Origin of the sequence: Micromonospora chaiyaphumensis, from assembly GCF_900091435.1 — a bacterium.
Taxonomy (GTDB): domain Bacteria; phylum Actinomycetota; class Actinomycetes; order Mycobacteriales; family Micromonosporaceae; genus Micromonospora; species Micromonospora chaiyaphumensis.
Window position 1 is genome coordinate 277,784 of the sequence record NZ_FMCS01000001.1, and the last position, 19,043, is coordinate 296,826.

Consider the following 19,043-nt stretch of genomic DNA (forward strand, 5'->3'; position numbering starts at 1 on the left):
CCCGTGCGCTTCCGCCACGCCCCGGAGGTCTGGTCGACCTTCCCCGAGCTGACCTGCGGCGTCCTGCACGCCACCGGAATCACCCCCGCCGTCGACGTCGCGCCGCGGCTCGCCCGGTACGCCGACACCGCCCGCGCCCGCCTCGCCGCCGGGACGGAGGGCGGCTTCCCGGAGATCCAGGCGTGGCGGCGCGCCTTCGCCCGGACGGGTTCGCCGCCGACCCGGTACCGGTGCGCCGCCGAGTCGCTGCTGCGCCGGTTCCGCCGCGACGGGGCGCTGCCCCGGCTGCATCCCCTCGTCGACCTGGGCAACGCCCTCTCCCTCGGGTACGCCGTGCCGGTGGCCGTGCTGGACCTCGCCCGGATCGCCGGGGACCTGACCGTGCGGCCGGCCCTCGGCACGGAGACCTACCTGACCCTGGGCGGGGACGAGGAGCATCCCGACCCGGGCGAGCTGATCTTCGCCGACGCGGCGGGCCGGGCCCACTCGCGGCGCTGGACGCACCGGCAGAGCGGCGCGTCGGCGGTGCGCGCGGAGACCGCCGAGGTGCTGGTCGTGATCGAGGCGATGCACGAGGGCGGGGCCGGGACCGTGCCCCGGATGCTCGGGGAGCTGGCCGGCGCCCTGGCCGAGGAGTGGGGCGCACCGGCCCGGACGGCGGTGCTGACCCCCGAGGCACCCACGTTCGCGGCGCCCGTCCTGGGCACCGCCGGAGACCTCGGCGTTTCCCGCGGCGGGGGTGCTCCCGATGGCCGGGCCACCGGGAGCACCCGCGCGGTCAGGACAGCTCCGGCGGATCCAGCCAGGTCCAGGTGACGCCGTCGGCGGAGAGCCAGGCGCCCTCGCTGTCCGGCCAACCGGTCTGCGCGTAGCCGCCGGGCACCGGGCGCGGGTCGGCGCCCGGCCCGAGCGGCGCGGGACGCAGCGTCGCGCCCTCGTCGGAGCTGCCGAACATGAGCGGCTCCTCCCGGGCGGAGATGCCGGCCTGCACCATCAGCACCCCGTCGGGGCGCACCGCCGCCCGGATCGTGCGCTCGCCGACCCGGGCCGTTCCGGCGGCACGCGCCCAGGTGGCGCCGCCGTCCGCGCTGCGCCAGACCACGAGGGCGCCCCGCACCCGGCCGACCGCGTAGACGGTGCGCCCGTCGTGGGTGGCGACCGCCGGGCCGCCCACGTCGTCGGAGGCGGTGAGGTCGTCCGGGAACTGGTGACGCGACCAGGTGCGGCCGCCGTCCCGGCTCACCTCGACGGCGCTGCCGGTCCAGATGATCCGGCCGCCGTCGCCCACGTGCTGACCGGTCCGGCCGCTGACCCAGAGGCCGGCGGCGCCCGGCACGCTCGGGACGACCGCGGCGTTGCGCAGGGCCGACCGCTCGCGGAGCTGGGCGACGTCGCCGGTGGCCGGATCCACGGCGACGAGGGGGTCTTCGCTGGGGCCCGGCAGCCGGCCGCCGAGGACCTGCCAGCCGGCCGGCAGCGCGTCGACCCGCCGCAGGGTCACCTCCCGCCAGGTGTTCCCGCCGTCGGTGCTGGCGATCCACCCGGCGGACCGGTTGTCCGGGGCGGAGCGGGACAGGTACCAGGCCACCACGGTGCGCGGCGCGACGGCGCGGAGGTCCACCATGGCGTCGGCCGGCACCGGCAGCGGCCCGGTGCGCCAGTGCCGGCCCCCGTCGTCGGTGGCGGCCCAGCGCAGCGGGCAGGTGCGGCAGTCGGTCCAGCGCAGGTAGACGCGGGTCAGGTCGCCGACGGCGGGACGGCCGGTGAAGATCTGCCGGCCCCCCGGGTCGGCGGTGGGCGTGGCACCCGGGGTGGGGATGAAGTCCGGGGTGCGGTCCGTGCCGGACCGGACCGGAGGCGGGGCGGAATCGTCCGGCCGGGCCGCCACGGCGACACCCGAGCCGGTGATCAGCAGCGCCACCGTGGCGACGGCGAGGACCCGGCGCCGGAGTCTGCGCCGCCGGGCCGCGGCGACGACCTGCGCGAAGTGCGGCTTGAAGCCGGCCTGGGCGGCGGCGTTCAGGCCGGTGAAGTCCAGCTCAGGCATGGCGCGCCTCCCGCTCTGCCCGGGCCGGGGCGGACGCCGGGGCCGGACCGTCGTCGCCGAGGTGCTCGGCGAGCACCCGGCGGGCCCGCACCAGGCGGGTCTTCACCGCCTCCACCGAGCAACCCAGCGCGGTGGCCACCTCGGTCACCGGCAGGTCCGCGAGGTGGTGCAGCACCACGGTCTCCCGGGCCGGCCGGGGCAGCCGCTGCAACGCCGCCACCAGCGCGACGTGGTCCGGGGACAGGGCCGGGGCGCTGGGCTGCGCCGGGTCCAGCCGCCCGGAGCGCACCAGCCCGTGCAGCAGCACCCGGCGGCGGTGCCGGGAGCGGGCGACGTTCAACGCGACCGTCCGCAGCCAGGCCTCCGGGTTGTCCAGCTCACGGAACCGGGCCGGGCGGGCCAGCGCGCGGACGAACGCCTCCTGCACGACGTCCTGCGCTTCCGCGTAGTCGCCGGTCATCGCGTACATCTGGGCCACCAGCCGGGCCGCCGAGGTGGCGTACACCTGGCTGAGCTGTTCCTCCGGGTCCACATCGTCCCCTCCCTTGTCGGTCGTCTCATCCCTACGACCGGCGAGCGGGCGGTGCGGTGACATGCGGCTTCGGGCGGACCGCGGGTCAGGCGTCGGGCCGGTCCGGGTCGTCGGTCGCCATGATCTCGTCGAACTCGGCCGGGGTGATCTCGCCGGTGCGCAGCCGGCGGGCGTTCGCGGCGAAGCGGGCCACCGCGGCGCCGCGCGGGTCGGGCGGGGTCAGCAGGCCGGAGTCGGCGGCGAGCGCGGTCGCCGCGTCGGCCACCTGGCGGGGATCGTCGGTGTCGACCGGCTCGCCGTGCAGCTCGCGCAGCGCATCGGCGAGCCGGGCTTCGGCCGCGTCGCCGCCACCCCACCAGCGCCGGGCCAGGTCGACCGTGCGGCCGAGGCTGTCCTCGCCCACCCGCTCGGCCCGCAGCTCGGCCCGCATCAGGCGCAGGAACGTGACGGTGACGGCGTCGGAGTCATCGGCGATCATGCCCGGCACATTAGCGACCGGCTGCGACAAACCCGGTGGGACGCCCGCCCGGCGGCGGCATGATCGAAGCATGGAGCGACGACCGGCCCGCGGGCACCGGAACATCCCGCACACCGCCGACGTGCGCATCGAGGCGTGGGCGCCGGACCGCGAGGGTTGCGTGGCCGAGGCGGTCACCGCGCTGGTGGAGACCTTCGTGGACACCGCGGGGGCGGTCGCCGACGGGGAGGCCGGGTTCCGGGTGCCGCCGGGCGCGGACGCCGATCTGCTCGTCGGCGTCCTCGACGAGGTGATCTTCCGGCTGGACACGGCGGACGAGCTGCCGCTGGAGACCGAGGTGCTGGCCGCCGAGGACGGCGGCCTGGCGGTGCGCTGGCGCACCACCGGCACCGACGCCGTCGAGCTGGTCGGCGCGGTCCCCAAGGCGGTGTCGCTGCACGAGCTGCGCTTCGCCGCGGAGCCGGACGGCTGGCGCTGCGCGGTGACGCTGGACGTGTGAGCGCGCCGGCCCGGCCGTCACCACCGAGCGGCTCAGCCCTTCACCACGCCGAGCGGCGCCAGCCGGGCGACCTTCCGGCACAGGCCGGCGCCCTCGGCCGCCGCCACCACGGCGGTGACGTCCTTGTACGCGGCCGGCATCTCCTCGGCCAGCCCGCGCCGGCTGGCGCCGCGCACAGCGATGTCCTGTGCCTCCAGCTCGCGGCGCGGGTCGTGCCCGCGGACCGCCTTCGTGGCCTGCTTGCGGCTCTGCACCCGGCCCGCCCCGTGGCAGGTGGACGCCCAGGCCGGCGAGCCGGCCACCCCGGTGAGCACGTACGAGCCGGTGCCCATCGAGCCGGGGATGAGGACCGGCTGCCCGGCGGGGCGCAGGTCGTCGGGCAGCTCGGGGTGCCCGGGCGGGAGGGCCCGGGTCGCGCCCTTGCGGTGCACGCAGAGCGGGCGGGACGTCCCGTCCACCTCGTGCGTCTCGATCTTGGCGAGGTTGTGCGAGATGTCGTACACGAGGTCGAGGTCGCAGCCCGTGACCCGGGCGAAGACCTGCCGGGCGGCGTGCGCGAGCAGCTGCCGGTTGGCGCGGGCGTAGTTGGCCGCGGCGGCCATCGCGCCGAGGTAGGCCCGGCCCTCGTGGGACCCCACCGGCGCGCAGGCCAGCTGCCGGTCGGGCACGTGGATGCCGTGCGCGGGCATCACCTTCTCCATCTCCCGGACGTAGTCCGTGCAAATCTGGTGGCCCAGCCCGCGCGATCCGCAGTGGATCATGACGCAGACCTGGCCGGCGCGCAGCCCGAAGGCCCGCGCCACGGCCTCGTCGTAGACCTCCTCCACGGCCTGCACCTCGAGGAAGTGGTTGCCGGAGCCGAGGCTGCCCACCTGGCGGGCACCGCGCTCCACCGCCCGCTCGCTCACCTGAGCCGGGTTCGCGTCGCCCACCGCGCCGTAGTCCTCGCAGCGGTCCAGATCCCGCTGGACGCCGAAGCCGCGCTCGACGGCGTACCGGGAGCCGCCGCGGAGCACTCCGTCGAGCTCGGCCCGCCCGGCCAGGTGCCACACCGCGCCCTTGCCCATGCCGCGCGGGGTGGACTCGCTCAGGCCGTCCATGACGGCGTCCAGCCGCGGGCGCAGCGCGGCCCGGTCCAGGTCGGCGGAGAGCAGCCGCACCCCGCAGGAGATGTCGAAACCGACGCCGCCGGGCGAGACCACTCCCCCGGCCTCGACGTCGGTGGCGGCCACCCCGCCGATGGGGAAGCCGTAGCCCCAGTGCACGTCCGGCATGGCGTAGGAGGCGCCCACGATGCCGGGCAGGGTGGCCACGTTCGCCACCTGCTCCAGCGACTTGTCCGCCCCGGCGTCCGGGAGCAGGTCACGGGACGCGAAGACGACGCCCGGCACCCGCATCGGGTCGTGCCGGTCGATGCGGAACCGGTACGGCGACTCCTCGACCAGGTCCATCCCGCCCGGCTACCCCGGGCCGGACCGGTTACACCCGGTCTGGTTCCCTTCCGCCCGGTCCGGGTAGTGCGCCTGCATGCCCCAGCGTTACGAGAACTACGACAGGATCGCCGTCGTCACCGGCGCGGACTCCGGCATCGGCAAGGCGTGCGCGGTGGCGCTCGCCGGGGCCGGCTTCGACATCGGCATCACCTGGTACGGCGACCCGGACGGCGCCGAGCGCACCGCCGGGGAGGTACGCGCGACCGGTCGCTGTTGCGAGGTGGCCGAGATGGACCTGACCCGGCTGCCCGAGCAGGCCGCGGTCGTCGACGACCTGGCCGACCGGCTCGGCGGGCTCGGCGTGCTGGTCAACAACGCCGGCACCGGGCTGGCCGCGCCCTTCGTCGACGTGGCCTGGGAGACGTGGCGGGAGGTGCTCGCCGTGGACCTGGACGGGCCCTTCCTCTGCTCGCAGCGGGCCGCGCGGCGGATGCGGGCGGCCGGCCGGGGCGGCCGGATCATCAGCATCACCAGCGTGCACGAGCACGCCCCGCGGGTCGGCTCGTCGGCGTACTGCGCGGCGAAGGGCGGGCTGGGGCTGCTCACCAAGGTGATGGCGCAGGAACTGGCGGCCGACGGGATCACCGTCAACGCGGTCGCCCCCGGCGAGATCGCCACCCCGATGACCGGGCAGGAGGACGTGGACCCGTTCACCGAGGAGCGCCCGGGCGTGCCGGTGGGGCGGCCCGGGGACGCCCGGGAGGTGGCGGCGGTGGTGGCGCTGCTCGCCTCGCCGGCGGCCGCGTACGTGACCGGGGCGTCCTGGCCGGTGGACGGCGGGATGCTCATGATGGGCCCGCAGGCGTCGTCCCTGCCGGACGACGGCTGGCGTTCGGCCTGAGGACGGATGTCACACCCGCCGGCAGCCGCGGGTGAAGCGGTGTAACACTTCGTGACGCTGCGCGTTCACACCGTCCACCTAGGGTTCTCGTCGGCCCGGTCACACGACGGTCCGGGCCGACGCCCGGCCCCGACCCTGGGGTCCCGACGGAAGGACGACCCATGCCCTTCGCCCGACGTACCGCCGCGCCGGCGCTGGCCGCCGCGCTCGCCGGCCTCGCCGTGCTCGCCGCCCCCTCGGCGGCCGGCGCGGCCCCCCGCCCCGGCCCCGAGACGCCGTCCGCGCTGCTGCTCACCGTCGACGCCGGCGGCGGCGACGTCCGCGCCACCGTGCTGGTCTGCGGCCCGGCCGGCGGGCTGCACCCCGACCCGGCGACCGCGTGCCGGCTCGTCGCCCGCGTCGACGGGCACCTCGACGCGCTCGAGGTGCAGCCCGGCCCGTGCACCCGCGAGTACGCCCCGGTGACCGCTCGCGCCGTGGGCTTCTGGCAGGACCGGCCCGTCACGTACACCCGGACCTTCGACAACGGGTGCCACCTGCGGCGCGGCACCGACGTGCTGTTCGACTTCTGAACCGCCGGGGCGCGGCGCCCGCGGGCGCCGCGCCCCGTCACACCCTCGCGCCCCGCCGGCCGGCCCGGGCGGGACCGGGCGGACAATGACGGGTGGGTGCGAGGGTCGCGCCGGGCGGTGACGGGCGGGAGGCCGGGCGGCGTGTCCGAGGCGGTGGACCAGCAGGTGGCGGGCGGTGCCCGGGAGCTGCGCGCCGACTGCTCGCGCTGCTTCGGGATCTGCTGCGTCGCGCCCGCGTTCGCCGCCTCCGCCGACTTCGCGATCGACAAGCCCGCCGGGCGGCCCTGCCCGAACCTGGGTGCCGACTCCCGCTGCGGCATCCACCGGGACCTGCGGCAGCGCGGTTTCCCCGGCTGCACCGTCTTCGACTGCTTCGGCGCCGGCCAGCACGTCGCCCAGGGCACCTTCGGCGGCCGGGACTGGCGGGACGATCCGGCGACCGCGCGGCGGATGTTCGACACCTTCGCGGTGATGCGGCCGCTGCACGAGCTGCTCTGGTATCTGACCGAGGCCCTGGCGCTGACCCCGGCCGGCCCGCTGCGGGACGACCTGGCCGCCGCGCTCGCCGAGACCGGGCGGCTCACCGACGGCACCCCTGAGGACCTGCTCGCCGTCGACGTCGACGCGCAGCGGGAGCGGGTCAACCGGCTGCTGTCCCGGGCCGGCGAGCAGGCCCGCGCCGGCCGGGCCGGCGCCGACCGGCGCGGCGCCGTGCTGATCGGCGTGGACCTGCGCCGGGCCGGCCTGGCCGGGGCGAACCTGCGCGGGGCGTGCCTCATCGGCGCGGACCTGCGCGGGGTGGACCTCGGCGCCGCCGACCTCACCGGGGCCGACCTGCGCGGCGCGGACCTGCGCGGCGCCGACCTCGGCGGTTGCCTGTTCGTGCACCAGTCCCAGCTCGACGCGGCCCGCGGCGACCACGGCACGGTCCTGCCGCCCGGCCTGCGCCGACCGGCGCACTGGTCGCTGACCGTCACCCCGGTCGGGTCACCGGCGGCCGCGCGGTCGTCCGGCGGGCGGTCGGGGGCCGGCCGCTCCGGGGGCCGGCGCCGCCGCTGACGACACCCGCGCCGGGACCGGACGGCCGGGTTTCGCCGCGACCGCGCCGGGTAGGCGGCGTCACCGCGCGACGGACGGGAGGCGGACCGGTGAAGCCCGAGACACGGCCGGTGAAGTACGAGACACGGCAGAGCAGGCAGCCGGTCGACCCGGCGCACGCCGAGGACGAGGCCGGCCAGGCCCGGCTGGTCCAGGTGGAGGCGGACACGGACGTGCCGGCGCCCGAACCGGGTGCGCCGAAACCGGACGAAGTGACCGAGGACGACGGTTCCGGCGTGGCCGGTGGGGCGTCGGGCAGCAGCTCCGGTGGCTCCTCGATGCCGACCCACCCGGACGCGGCCCGCTGAGCGTTTGCCCCCGGCCGGGGCGGGCAGGAGTGCCACATGACGAGTGAAGAGTCCTTCGGACGCGCCGCCACGGACGAGCCCGACGGCGCGACCGCGTACGAGGCGTCGCTGCGCCCGCCGGGCGAGTCCCTGCACACCACCGACGACACCGGTGACGACTTCGCCGACCTGCCGGCCGAGGACCGCCGGTCGGCCCGGGAGGTCAGCCGGGCCGGCTACGACGTGGCCGAGGTCTCCGGCACCGCCGACCCGGCGAACGAGCCGGAGGAGATCGAGGAGGGCCGCCCGGAGCGGTGAGCGGACCCGCGGTCACGGCGTCGACGAGCGCTCCGGCACCGGCCGGGGCGCGACGCTGATCGCCCCGGCCGGGCAGAGCTCCACGGCGAGGCGCACCCGGTCGACCGCGTCGGCGGGCGGGTCGGCCCGGCGCAGCAGCACGAGGCCGTCCGCGTCGTCCTGGTCGAACACCTCCGGCGCGGTCACCACGCAGTTGCCGGCCCCGCAGCAGCGGTCCCGGTCCACCCAAACCCGCACGGCCCCGCTCACCAGGTCACCGGCAGCGCGTCGAGGCCGTAGACGACCGAGCTGTCGCGGGTCGGCAGCCGCCCGGCGGTGGCGGCCGGCCGCAGCCGGGGGAACCGGCGGGCCAGCTCCACCAGCGCGATCCGCAGCTCCGCGCGGGCCAGGGGCTGCCCGATGCACTGGTGCACCCCGAAGCCGAACGCGACGTGCTGCTGCGCCGCCCGGTACGGATCGAAATCGTCCGGCCGGTCGAAGGCCGTCCGGTCCCGGTTGGCGAGGGACAGCACCGCGATGGCCCCCTCCCCGGCCCGGATCAGCCGCCCGCCGATCTCGACGTCCTCGGTGGTCAGGCGGGGCAGGCCGGCGCGCACGATGCTGAGGTAGCGCAGCAGCTCGTCGACCAGGCCGTCGGCGTTCGCGGCGTCGTCCCGCAGCGCGGCGTACCGGGCGGGGTGGCGCAGCAGCAGCAGGGTGCTCAGGCCGATCATGTTGGCGGTCGTCTCGTGGCCGGCGATGAGCAGCAGCACGGCCATGCCGACCAGTTCGTCGACGGCGAGCTGCCCGGTGTCGACCCGGTCCCGGGCCAGCCGGCTGAGCAGGTCGTCGGCGGGCTCTCCGGCCGCCACCTTCGCCTCGACCAGCCGGTGCAGGTAGTCGCGCAGCTCGCGCACGTGTCGCTGGACCCGTTCCGGCGGGGCGTCCCGGTCGATGAGCGTCCGGCTGCGCTCCTGGAAGAAGTCGTGGTCGGCGTAGGGCACGCCGAGCAGGTGGCAGATCACCATCGACGGCACCGGCAGGGCGACGTGCGTGACCAGGTCGGCGGGTGGGCCGGCGGCGTGCAGGTCGTCCAGCGCCCGGTCGACGGTCTGCCGGATCAGCGGTTCGATCCGCCGCACGTTCCGGATCATGAATTCGGCGGTGAGCATCCGGCGCAGCCGGGCGTGCTCGGCGCCGTCCATCCGGAGGAACCCGCCCCGGCGGTCGCCGAACGCGCCGGGCGGGATCCGGCGCAGCAGCGGGAAACCCGGGCGGCTCAGGTCGGCGCTGAAGCCGGGGTGGCGCAGCATCTGCTTGACGTCGGCGTGTCGCGTCACCAGCCAGGCCGTGGCGTCGGTGGGGAGCCGGACCCGGGTGACGGGACCGGCGAACCGCCGCCGCTCCCCCGCGTCGAGCGGCACGAGCGGATCACGGTCGAGGTTGGTCGGCGGCCAGAGCGGCAGATCGGTGGGGGCGGCAATGGTCACGCGGACACCTCCGGGAGGGCGACTGTCCGTGACGACATCGATCCGCCACGTTACCCATCGACGGAGGTCGACACAACCCGCCCCGGCTCAGCGCGCGGCCACCGCCGCCGCCCGCGCCTCGGTCATGCCCCGGTTGGCCAGGGCGTCGGCCCGCTCGTTCTCCGGGTGCCCGTTGTGGCCCTTCACCCAGAGCCAGGTCACGTCGTGCCGGGCGCAGGCCGCCTCCAGCCGCTGCCACAGGTCGGCGTTCTTCACCGGCTGCTTCGCGGCGGTCAGCCAGCCGTTGCGTTTCCAGGAGGCCAGCCAGCCGGTGATGCCGTTGCGCACGTACGTGCTGTCGGTGTGCAGCCGCACGGTGACCGGGCGGGTCAGGCTCTCCAGCGCCTGGATCGCGGCGGTCAGCTCCATCCGGTTGTTGGTGGTCGGGGTGGCCTCGCCGCCGCACAGCTCGCGCTCGTGCGCGCCCCAGCGCAGCAGCACACCCCAGCCGCCGGGGCCCGGATTGCCGCTGCACGCGCCGTCGGTCCAGATCTCCACGACCCCGCCGGTCGCCGCCTCCGCCATGCCGGCAACCTACCCGGTACGCCCCGGCGCGGGACCACCCGACCCACCGCGGACCGGCGGCGGAAAACCGCACGACACGCACCCGGCGGTCTGGCAGGGTCCCTGATCATGGACGGACGCTGGGACGGCCTGCGGGCCGAGGTACGCGCGGCAGTCGACGAACTCGTCACCTCCGGCCGGGAGGCCGGGGTGCAGGTGGCCGCCTACCTGGCCGGCGCGCCGATCGTCGAGGAGCAGGCCGGGCTCGCCGACACCACCACCGGCCGGCCCATGACCGCCGGCACCCCGGTGCACGCGGTCTCGACCGGCAAGGGGCTCACCGCCACCGTCGTGCACGTGCTCGCCGAGCAGGGCCGGCTCGACTACGACCTGCGCATCGCCGAGGTGTGGCCGGAGTTCGCCCGGCACGGCAAGGACGGCATCACGCTGCGGCACGCCCTCACCCACACCGCCGGGCTGCCGGCCCTGCCCGCCGACGTCACCCCGGCGGACTTCACCGACTGGGACCGGATGTGCGGGCTGCTCGCCGACGCGCGGCCGCTCTGGGCGCCCGGCGAGCGGCTGGCCTACCACGCCTGGACGTGGGGCTGGCTGGTCGGCGAGGTGGTCCGGCGGGTGACCGGCAAGCCGGTGTCGCAGGTACTGGCCGCGGAGGTGGCCGGGCCGCTCGGCGTGACCGGCGAGCTGTTCCTCGGCGTGCCGGAGGCCGACCTGCCCCGGCTGGCCCGGCTGGAGGACGCCGGCCTGGCCGCCCTCATGACGTACGCGGGCGCGAACCTGCCGAACTTCGACGCGGTGGCCCCGCCGCACGTCCGCCCCGACGCGACCATCGGCAGCCGGCCCGACGTGCTGCGCGCCGACGTGCCGGCGGTCGGCACGATGTCCGCCCGCGCGGTCGCCCGGATGTACGCGGCGCTGCTCGGCCCGGTCGACGGGGTCCGCCTCGTCTCTTCGCAACGGCTCCGCGAGGTGTCGGCGCCGGCCGTGCGCGCCGAGGAGTGGGTGTTCGGGCAGGAGACGACCTTCGGTCTCGGCTACGCCGTCGACGCCGACGGGTCGTTCGGCACCGCGGGCAGCGGCGGCAGCCTGGCGTTCGCGTACCCGGACCTGGGGCTGACCGTGGCGGCGGTGCGCAACCGGCTCGGCGCCGGTGACGGCGACCCGATGGAGGGTCTGCGCGTGCTGGTCCGCGACCGGGTCGCCGCGGAACTCGGCCGCTGACGCTGTCGAAACCGGCGTCCGCCGTTCGTGTGGGGGGCGGAGGGCCGGCACCGGGCCGGCCCCGAAACCCCGCGAGGAGCGGCATGCGCAGGATCATCGTCACCGAGAACGTCAGCCTGGACGGGGTGATGCAGGCCCCCGGACGTCCCGACGAGGACACCCGGGACGGCTTCACCCGGGGCGGCTGGGCGGTCCCCTTCAACGACCCCGTCCTGGGGCGGAAGATGGGCGAGGGCATGGCCTCGACCGGCGCCCTGCTGCTCGGGCGCCGAACCTGGGCCGACTTCGCCGGCTACTGGCCCCGGCAGACCGGAAACCCGTTCACCCCGGTGCTCGACGCGCTGCCCAAGTACGTCGCCTCCACCACCCTGGACGAGCCGTTGCCCTGGGTGAACTCGCACCTGCTGAAGGGCGACGTCATCGAGGCGGTGCGGGAGCTGAAGGCACAGCCCGGCCCGGACATCGCGGTGCTGGGCAGCGGTGAGCTGGTCCGGTCACTGCGCCGGCACGGCCTCGTCGACGCGTACGTGCTGCTGGTCCACCCGCTCGTGCTGGGCGGCGGGCGGCGGCTGTTCGACCCGGGCGACGAGCCGGACACGCTGCGGCTGACCGACAGCGTCACGACCACCACCGGGGTGGTGATCGCCCGCTACGAGCCGGCCTGACCGGCGGCGCGCGGCCCGGCCTCCGGCACGGGGGCGGAGGCCGGGCCGCGGCGTAACCGGGCGCGCAGCCGGCCGGCGGCGTCGCCGAGCACCGCGCCGGTCATCGGCAGCAGCGGGCTGGACCGCATGACCGCCAGGTCCTCGGCCGGCGAGGTCGTCCCGTCGAGGAAGCGCAGCACCCGCTCCGGCGGGTTGCGGTCGAAGAGCCGCTCGAAGAACGCCACCCCGCCGACGTGCCCCCGATCGAGGGCGCGCAGCGCCACCGCGTCCATCCAGCGGTGCCGCCCCGGGTACGCGGGCGCGGGCACCGGCGGCCGGCCCGCCGCCAGCGCCCGGGCCACCTGCTCGGCCTGCCGGAGCATCGCGGAGAAGGTGAACCCGGTGGACGGGCGGGTGGCCCCGCCGGCGGTGCCGAGCCGGACCACCCGCGGCGACGGGCGGGCCACGAACGGGCCGTCCGTCATCGGGATCACCCCGTTCTCCACCTCCCGCACCCGCAGCGCGGTCAGGTCCAGGCCGAGCAGGCCGGCGTAGCCGCGCAGCGCCGCGTCGTAGGCGCCGTCGGTGAGCACGGCGGGGCCGAACTCGGTGTACTCGACCAGGGCGTACCGGTCGTCGACCGGCAGCACGTAGCCGAAGGAGACGCCCCGGGCCGGCTGCGGGGTGCGGAAGTCCATGAGCACCGCCCGGCCCGGGTCGAACGTGGGCCGGTCGGCCGCCAGCCACCAGCCCCGGAAGTGCTGCAACCAGCTGGTCCGCCCGGGCCGGGCCGGCGGGCGGGGCCGCGAGTCCAGCACCCAGCCGGCCCGCACCAGCGGCCGCCCCTCCGGATCGTGGACGGTCACCCGGTCACCGTCGTCGACCAGCGCCCCGGCCGGCGCGCCGATCCGCACGGCGCCCAGCCGCCGCTCGGCCGCGGCAGCCCGGTCGTAGACCGGGGCCGAGCGGAGCATGGCGTACCGGAGCGGCGTGAGCGGCAGGACACGGCGGCCCGCGGGCGTGACCACGTCGACCCGCGACCAGCTCGCGCTCAGCAGCGGGTCGAGGTCACCGCCCGGCGCACCCCAGAACGCCCAGGTGCGGTCCTGGCCGCGCTTGCGCACCGGGTCGACCACGGCGACCCGCAGGCCGGCCAGGTCGTGCCGGTCCAGCGCGGCCAGCACCAGCGACGCGGCGCCGCCGCCGCCGACCAGCGCGAGGTCGACCTCGACCGGGGATGGGTGCACCCGCCCACGCTGCCACACCCCCCGGTGGGCCGGCGCCCGGGACCCGCCGCCCGGCGCCGGACGCGGCGCGTAGATTCGCAGGGGATCATCGGGAACGGGGGAACGGCATGGCGCAAACGCCGCTGCGGGTGGGGTTGCTGGGGTACGGGATCGCCGGGCGGGTGTTCCACGCCCCGCTGGTCGCCGCCACGCCCGGCCTACGGCTGGACGCGGTCGTCACCCGCGACCCGGAGCGCCGCGCGCAGCTCGCGGCCGAGCACCCCGACGCCCGGGCGCTCGACGACCCCGACCAGCTCTGGCAGGCCGCCGACACCCTCGACCTGGTCGTGGTGGCCACCCCGAACCGGCAGCACGTCCCGATGGCGCGGGCCGCACTCGCGGCCGGGCTGCCCGTGGTGGTGGACAAGCCGCTCGCGCCGACCGCCGCCGAGGGCCGCGCGCTGGTCGCCGAGGCGGCCGCCGCCGGGGTCCCCCTGACGGTGTTCCAGAACCGCCGCTGGGACGGCGACTTCCGGACCGTGCGCCGGCTCGTCGAGGCGGGCGAGCTGGGCCGGGTGGCCCGCTTCGAGTCCCGGTTCGAGCGGTGGCGGCCCGCGATCAAGCCGGGCTGGCGGGAGAGCGCGGCGCCCGGCGAGGCCGGCGGCGCCCTGTTCGACCTCGGCGCCCACCTGGTCGACCAGGCGGTGCAGCTGTTCGGCCCGGTCCAGCACGTCTACGCCGAGGTGGACCGGCGCCGGCCGGGCGCCGAGGTGGACGACGACGCGTTCGTGGCGCTGACCCACGCCGGCGGGGTCCGCTCCCACCTGTGGATGAGCGCCGTGACCGCCCAGCTCGGCCCGCGCTTCCGGGTGCTCGGCGACCGCGCCGCCTACACCTCCTACGGGCTGGACCCGCAGGAGGCGGCGCTGCGCGACGGCGGGCGGCCCGGCACCCCCGGCTGGGGCGAGGTCGACCCCGACCGGTACGGGCGGCTCGGCGACGACGGCGACCTGCGGGCGGTGCCCACCGAGGCGGGCCGCTACCAGGACTTCTACACGCAGTTGGCGGCGGCGCTGCGCGACGGCGCGCCGCTGCCGGTGGACCCCGCGGACTCGGTCAAGGTGGTCGAGCTGATCGAGCTGGCGCACCAGGCGGCCGCTCAGGGCGTGACCCTGCCGGTGCCCTGAGACCCGCTCAGCCCACGGACGCCGGGGTGTCCCGGCCGTCCGGGGCCGGGTCGGCGTAGGCGGCGGCCACGGTGGCCCGGTCGAACACCCGCCAGGTCGCGGCGATCACCGCGACGGCCACCGCGAGCCCCACCCAGTAGGGCGCGGTGATCCCGAACCGGTCGGCGACCACCCCGCCGAGCAGCGCCCCGACGCAGTTGCCGCCCGCCGCGACGAACAGGGTGGTGCTGCCCACCCGCCCCATCAGCGCGGGCGGGGTGAGCCGCTGGCGCAGCGAGTTGGCGACGATGTTCCACAACGCGCTGTGCACCCCGAACGCGAACAGCGCCACCCCGACCACCACGGCGCTGCGCGAGGCGGCCAGGGCCAGGTGCAGGCCCGCCTCGATCAGCAGGCCCACCCGGACGGTCCAGGTGGCCGTGATGGCGGCGATGAGCCGGTCGCCGACCGCCGACCCGAGCAGCCCGCCCACGGCCATGCAGGTGAACAGCGCGCCGTAGCCGACCGAGCCGAGGCCGAGCCGGTCGGTGGCGAGCAGCACCAGCACCGCGAGGGCCGCGGTAAGCGTGACGTTGAGCAGCCCGATCAGCAGGGCCATGGTGCGCAGCAGCCGCTGGGACAGCAGCCAGCGGAACCCCTCGGCGACCTCCGCGCGGACCGAGCGGCGCCCGCCCGCACCCGGCGCCCCCCGGTACGACCCGGCGAGCAGCCCGACGAGGACGGCGCTGAGCGCGTACGTGCCGGCGTTCACGGCGAACGGGATGGCCGCGGCCACCACGAAGAGGAAACCGCCCAGCGGCCCGGCGACCATGTTCTGCATGATCTGCGTGCCGCCACCGAGCCAGCCGTTGGCGCGTTCGAGGCGGGACCGGGGCACCACCGCCGGCACGACCGCCTGGGCCGCCGTGCGGAACACCACCTCGCCGGTGTTGACCACGAACAGGACCGCGTAGAGCAGCGGCACACCGGCCCGGTCGGTGACCAGCGCGGCGGCCAGCACGGCCAGCGCGGCCACCCGCACCCAGTCGATGAGCACCATGAGCCGGCGCCGGTCCACGCGGTCCACCAGCACCCCGCCGGGCAGCGCGAACAGCAGCCAGGGCAGCCACGCCACCGCCGCGCCGGCCGACACGGTCAGCGGGTCGTCGGTCTGCGAGGCCACGTAGAGCGGGGCGGCCACCGTCGCCATCCCGCTGCCCAGCGCCGACATGGTGCTGGCCGTCCAGAGCCGGGCGAACCGCCCGTCGAGCCGATCCCCCGTGGTCCCCGTCGTCACGGCGAGCGAACCTATCAGGAGTCGACCGGCACCCGAACCGAGTTTCCCGCCGCACCCCGCCCAGGTCAGCGGCGGCCGTCGACCCGGTTGCCAGCGTCGCCGAAGACCCAGCCGCTGGTCTGCCCGATGAAGTCCGCGGGGAAGCCCAGCTCGATCTCGGTGGTGGCGCTGAGCCGCCGGACCGCCTCGTCGGGGAGGTCGACGGCGAGCGCCCCGAGATTGTCGGCGAGCTGCTCGACCGAGCGCGCGCCGACGATCGGGTGCACGGCGCGCGAGCGGGCCCGTACCCAGGCCAGGGCGACCTGCGACGGGGTGGCGCCGAGCTCGTCGGCGACCTCCTGCACGGCGCGGGCCGCCGCGTGGTCGCGGTCGGTGAGGGTGGCGGTGGCCAGGCGGGCGCCGTCGGCCGCCTCGCGCCGCGTGTACTTGCCGGAGAGGATGCCACCGGCGAGCGGGCTCCACGCCGCCACGGTCATCCCGCTCGCCTCGGCCATCGGCAGCAGCTCCCGCTCGGCGTCCCGGTTGAGCAGGCTGTACGGCACCTGGAGCCCGGCGAACGGCGTCCACCCGCGCCACTCGGCCAGCACGTTGGCCCGCGACACCACCCAGGCGGGGGTGTCGGAGATGCCGACGTAGAGGATCTTGCCCGCGCGGACCGCGTCGTCGAGCGCCCGCATGGTCTCCTCGACCGGGGTGTGCCGGTCCCACAGGTGCACCCAGTACAGGTCGAGGTAGTCGGTGCGCAGCCGCCGCAGGCTGGTCTCCAGGGACAGCACCAGGTTCTTGCGGTGGTTGCCGGCGGCGTTGGGATCGCCGCCGTCGCGGGAGACGGTGTATTTCGTGGCCAGCACGAACCGGTCCCGGCGGCCGGACAGCAGCTCGCCGAGGAACTCCTCGCTGGCGCCCGCCCGATAGTTGATCGCCGTGTCCACCACGTTGCCGCCCGCGTCGGCGTACCGGTCGAGCATCCGGCGGCACTCGTCCAGCGGCGCGCCCACGCCGCCCTGCTCACCGAAGGTCATCGCCCCGAGAAACAGCTCGGACACGCGCAGGCCGGTGTTGCCCAGAAGTCGGTACCGCATGGATCCAGACCCTAGCGTCCACTGTGCCCCCAGGATGTCCCGGCGGATCCGGCCGCCGCCACCCCGGCCGACGGTCGCCGGGCATGGGAAGATCACCCATGCCCGTCACGAACCCCTGGCTCGCCGGCCCCGCCCCCACCGCCCGCCTCGACCGGACCCGGCTGGAGGAGCGCATCCTCCACCTGCTCTCCACGCAGAACATGTGCGTGCTGGCCACCACCGGCCCGGGCGGGCCGCTCGCGACCCCGGTGCGCTACTTCCACCTGGACTTCACCCTGCTGTTCACGGCGGTCGCCGACTCGCCGAAGATGCGCAACCTCGCCGCCGACCCCCGCGTCTCGATCGGGATCTTCGCGCCCCTGGTCGGCCAGGCCAGCAGCCGCGGCGCCCAGGTCTTCGGCCGGGCCCGGGTGCTGCACCCCGACGACCCCGACTTCGACCGGCACTGGCCGGCGTACCGGTGGCAGTCCGACCACGTGGAGCGGTCCCGGTCACTGGACGAGCCGCCGGCCGGGCCGCTCGTGGTGGTGCCGGCCGAGCGGATCGTCTACACCGAGCACTGGCTGCGCCGCGAGGGGTACGCCCCGCGCCAGTTCTGGCGGGCCGCCGGCCCCCGCTGAGCCGCCGGAGGCGGATCTCCCGTTTCCGGTACGCCCCGACACCGGATGGATCACAGTGGTGGCGTGGTGGAGGAGGTGGCATGACGGGACTGCGAACCGACCTGTACGAGCTGCGGATGGCGGCCAGCTACCTGCGCCGGGACATGACCGAGCACGCCACGTTCAGCCTCTTCGTCCGCCGGCTGCCGCACGGGCGTGGCTTTCTGGTCGCCGCCGGGCTGGCCGAGGCGCTGGCGTTCCTGGAGAGCTTCGCCTTCGACGACGCCGAGCTGGGCTACCTGCGCGACCTCGTCGGGTTCGACGAGCCGGCCCTGACGGCGCTGGCCGGGCTGCGGTTCACCGGGGACGTGTGGGCCGTGCCGGAGGGCCGCGTGGTCTTCGCCGACGAGCCGCTGCTGGAGGTCACCGCGCCGATCGCGGAGGCGCAGCTGGTGGAGACGGGCGTGCTGAACCTGATCACGTTCCACACCACGGTGGCCACCAAGGCGGCCCGCTGCCGGCTCGCCGCCGGCGGCGCGCAGCTGGTCGACTTCGCGTTCCGCCGTACCCACGGCATCGAGGCCGGCGCAGGGGTGGCACGGGCGTCGGCCATCGCCGGCTTCGCCGCGACCAGCGACGTCGAGGCCGCCATGCGGTACGGGCTCACCCCGTCCGGGACGATGGCCCACTCGTACGTTGAGGCGTTCCCCGACGAGCGGGCGGCGTTCCGCGCGTTCGCGGCCGACTTCCCCACCAACCCGATCTTCCTGGTCGACACCTACGACACGCCGGCTGGCGTCCGGGCCGCCGTCGATGTCGTCACCGAACTGGGGTTGACCGGCCCGTTCGGCGTACGGCTCGACTCCGGCGACCTCGGGGCGCTGGCCCGGGAGACCCGGGCGATCCTGGACGGCGCCGGGCTGCGGCAGGCCACGATCTTCGCCAGCGGCAGCCTCGACGAGACCGTCATCGCGGGGCTCGTGGCGCAGGACGCACCGATCGACGGGTACGGCGTGGGCACCAAGATGGGCGTCTCCTACGACGCGCCGTCGCTGGACAGCGCCTACAAGCTGGTCGCCTACGGCGAACGGCCGGTGCTGAAGCTGTCCCCCGGCAAGGCCACGCTGCCCGCCGCCAAGCAGGTCTTCCGTGCTCCGACCGGTGCGGCGGGCGATGTGGTGGGGCTGCGCGACGAGCCACCACCGGGTGGCCGGGAGCCACTGCTGGTGCAGGTCATGCGCGGCGGCCGCCGGCTCGATCCCGCCGACCCGGCCGAGGCGGTCCGCGCCGCCCGTGGCCGCTTCGACGCCGACCTCGCCTGGCTGCCGGAGCCGGCCACCCGGCTGGCCGACCCGGCGCCGCCGGCCGTGACGGTCAGCCCGGCGCTGGCGACGCTGCACGAGCGGGTGGCCGCGCGATTCGGGCGCCGCTAGGCGGGGCGACCGGCACCGGTGCCTTCCGTGCTTTCCGTCCGGGCCGACACACCCGCTAAAGCGTCCTAGGAGGCTAGCTTTCAGACCTCGAGGGCGCGCCCTGGCTGGACAGGCAACCATATGGTTGCGTATTCTCGTCACAGGCAGCCGGATGGCTGCCTGTTGTGGCGAGGAGGA

General features: G+C 76.3%; 22 protein-coding genes. 12 read left to right on the top strand and 10 right to left on the bottom strand.

Translation table 11 applies throughout. From position 1 onward, the window contains the following. Positions 1-3: 3 nt before the first annotated feature. A complete protein-coding gene (locus GA0070214_RS01450) occupies positions 4-816 on the top strand; it encodes a B3/B4 domain-containing protein (protein WP_091258174.1) in 813 nt (270 codons plus the stop codon). On the opposite strand, the gene GA0070214_RS01455 is transcribed toward GA0070214_RS01450, so the two are convergent. The 3 genes from GA0070214_RS01455 to GA0070214_RS01465 form a co-directional block, all read right to left on the bottom strand. Continuing rightward, positions 779-2,047, bottom strand: a complete 1,269-nt coding sequence (locus GA0070214_RS01455) for a beta propeller repeat protein (protein WP_091258176.1) — start codon at positions 2,045-2,047, stop codon at positions 779-781. The genes GA0070214_RS01450 and GA0070214_RS01455 overlap by 38 nt on opposite strands. Beyond that, positions 2,040-2,579: an RNA polymerase sigma factor gene (locus tag GA0070214_RS01460; protein ID WP_244167492.1), complete on the bottom strand. Its 540-nt coding sequence runs from the start codon at positions 2,577-2,579 to the stop codon at positions 2,040-2,042. The genes GA0070214_RS01455 and GA0070214_RS01460 overlap by 8 nt, the downstream gene beginning before the upstream one ends. Positions 2,580-2,664: 85 nt before the next feature. After that, on the bottom strand, positions 2,665-3,057 hold the full coding sequence (locus GA0070214_RS01465) for a hypothetical protein (protein WP_091258180.1): 393 nt from the start codon (positions 3,055-3,057) through the stop codon (positions 2,665-2,667). A gap of 70 nt (positions 3,058-3,127) precedes the next feature. On the opposite strand from GA0070214_RS01465, the gene GA0070214_RS01470 reads away from it, so the two are divergent. Beyond that, entirely contained in the window at positions 3,128-3,556 is a 429-nt protein-coding gene (locus GA0070214_RS01470) for an archease (RefSeq protein WP_091258182.1), read from the top strand. Positions 3,557-3,588: 32 nt separating this feature from the next. Here GA0070214_RS01470 and GA0070214_RS01475 read toward each other — a convergent pair whose 3' ends face one another. After that, entirely contained in the window at positions 3,589-5,007 is a 1,419-nt protein-coding gene (locus GA0070214_RS01475; protein WP_091258184.1) for an RtcB family protein, read from the bottom strand. Positions 5,008-5,083: 76 nt separating this feature from the next. Here GA0070214_RS01475 and GA0070214_RS01480 point away from each other — a divergent pair, with 76 nt between their 5' ends. From GA0070214_RS01480 to GA0070214_RS01500, 5 genes are all read left to right on the top strand, one after another. Next, the gene (locus GA0070214_RS01480; RefSeq protein ID WP_091258186.1) at positions 5,084-5,890 is read left to right on the top strand and encodes an SDR family oxidoreductase; all 807 of its coding nucleotides are present in this window, start codon (positions 5,084-5,086) and stop codon (positions 5,888-5,890) included. 161 nt (positions 5,891-6,051) lie between these two features. Continuing rightward, entirely contained in the window at positions 6,052-6,462 is a 411-nt protein-coding gene (locus GA0070214_RS01485) for an SSI family serine proteinase inhibitor (protein ID WP_091258188.1), read from the top strand. Positions 6,463-6,603: 141 nt separating this feature from the next. Beyond that, positions 6,604-7,521: a pentapeptide repeat-containing protein gene (locus tag GA0070214_RS01490; RefSeq protein WP_377463303.1), complete on the top strand. Its 918-nt coding sequence runs from the start codon at positions 6,604-6,606 to the stop codon at positions 7,519-7,521. 89 nt (positions 7,522-7,610) lie between these two features. Next, positions 7,611-7,868, top strand: a complete 258-nt coding sequence (locus GA0070214_RS01495; protein ID WP_244167493.1) for a preprotein translocase YidC — start codon at positions 7,611-7,613, stop codon at positions 7,866-7,868. A gap of 36 nt (positions 7,869-7,904) precedes the next feature. Beyond that, positions 7,905-8,165: a hypothetical protein gene (locus GA0070214_RS01500; RefSeq protein WP_091258190.1), complete on the top strand. Its 261-nt coding sequence runs from the start codon at positions 7,905-7,907 to the stop codon at positions 8,163-8,165. Positions 8,166-8,177: 12 nt separating this feature from the next. Here GA0070214_RS01500 and GA0070214_RS01505 read toward each other — a convergent pair whose 3' ends face one another. From GA0070214_RS01505 to rnhA, 3 genes are all read right to left on the bottom strand, one after another. Next, on the bottom strand, positions 8,178-8,402 hold the full coding sequence (locus GA0070214_RS01505; RefSeq protein WP_091259785.1) for a ferredoxin: 225 nt from the start codon (positions 8,400-8,402) through the stop codon (positions 8,178-8,180). An 8-nt stretch (positions 8,403-8,410) separates the two neighbouring features. After that, positions 8,411-9,634: a cytochrome P450 gene (locus GA0070214_RS01510; protein WP_091258192.1), complete on the bottom strand. Its 1,224-nt coding sequence runs from the start codon at positions 9,632-9,634 to the stop codon at positions 8,411-8,413. Positions 9,635-9,721: 87 nt separating this feature from the next. Beyond that, on the bottom strand, positions 9,722-10,198 hold the full coding sequence (gene rnhA / locus GA0070214_RS01515; protein ID WP_091259787.1) for a ribonuclease HI: 477 nt from the start codon (positions 10,196-10,198) through the stop codon (positions 9,722-9,724). Between the two features lie 108 nt (positions 10,199-10,306). On the opposite strand from rnhA, the gene GA0070214_RS01520 reads away from it, so the two are divergent. Together GA0070214_RS01520 and GA0070214_RS01525 are read left to right on the top strand one after the other, a co-directional pair. Further along, the gene (locus tag GA0070214_RS01520; protein WP_244167494.1) at positions 10,307-11,419 is read left to right on the top strand and encodes a serine hydrolase domain-containing protein; all 1,113 of its coding nucleotides are present in this window, start codon (positions 10,307-10,309) and stop codon (positions 11,417-11,419) included. Positions 11,420-11,502: 83 nt separating this feature from the next. After that, on the top strand, positions 11,503-12,084 hold the full coding sequence (locus tag GA0070214_RS01525) for a dihydrofolate reductase family protein (RefSeq protein ID WP_091258194.1): 582 nt from the start codon (positions 11,503-11,505) through the stop codon (positions 12,082-12,084). On the opposite strand, the gene GA0070214_RS01530 is transcribed toward GA0070214_RS01525, so the two are convergent. Beyond that, positions 12,069-13,328: a lycopene cyclase family protein gene (locus GA0070214_RS01530; protein ID WP_091258196.1), complete on the bottom strand. Its 1,260-nt coding sequence runs from the start codon at positions 13,326-13,328 to the stop codon at positions 12,069-12,071. The genes GA0070214_RS01525 and GA0070214_RS01530 overlap by 16 nt on opposite strands. A gap of 89 nt (positions 13,329-13,417) precedes the next feature. Here GA0070214_RS01530 and GA0070214_RS01535 point away from each other — a divergent pair, with 89 nt between their 5' ends. After that, positions 13,418-14,476 carry a Gfo/Idh/MocA family protein gene (locus tag GA0070214_RS01535; protein ID WP_091258197.1) on the top strand — a complete coding sequence of 353 codons (1,059 nt, stop codon included), beginning with the start codon at positions 13,418-13,420 and terminating at the stop codon, positions 14,474-14,476. 7 nt (positions 14,477-14,483) lie between these two features. Here GA0070214_RS01535 and GA0070214_RS01540 read toward each other — a convergent pair whose 3' ends face one another. Further along, complete coding sequence (locus GA0070214_RS01540; RefSeq protein ID WP_244167495.1) at positions 14,484-15,752, bottom strand: MFS transporter; 1,269 nt, start codon at positions 15,750-15,752, stop codon at positions 14,484-14,486. 65 nt (positions 15,753-15,817) lie between these two features. Next, complete coding sequence (locus tag GA0070214_RS01545; RefSeq protein WP_091258199.1) at positions 15,818-16,834, bottom strand: aldo/keto reductase; 1,017 nt, start codon at positions 16,832-16,834, stop codon at positions 15,818-15,820. Positions 16,835-16,932: 98 nt separating this feature from the next. Here GA0070214_RS01545 and GA0070214_RS01550 point away from each other — a divergent pair, with 98 nt between their 5' ends. Both GA0070214_RS01550 and GA0070214_RS01555 read left to right on the top strand, forming a co-directional pair. Next, positions 16,933-17,454, top strand: coding sequence for a pyridoxamine 5'-phosphate oxidase family protein (locus tag GA0070214_RS01550; protein ID WP_091258201.1), 522 nt, complete (start codon positions 16,933-16,935; stop codon positions 17,452-17,454). Positions 17,455-17,534: 80 nt separating this feature from the next. Beyond that, entirely contained in the window at positions 17,535-18,866 is a 1,332-nt protein-coding gene (locus tag GA0070214_RS01555) for a nicotinate phosphoribosyltransferase (protein ID WP_091258203.1), read from the top strand. Positions 18,867-19,043 lie beyond the last annotated feature (177 nt).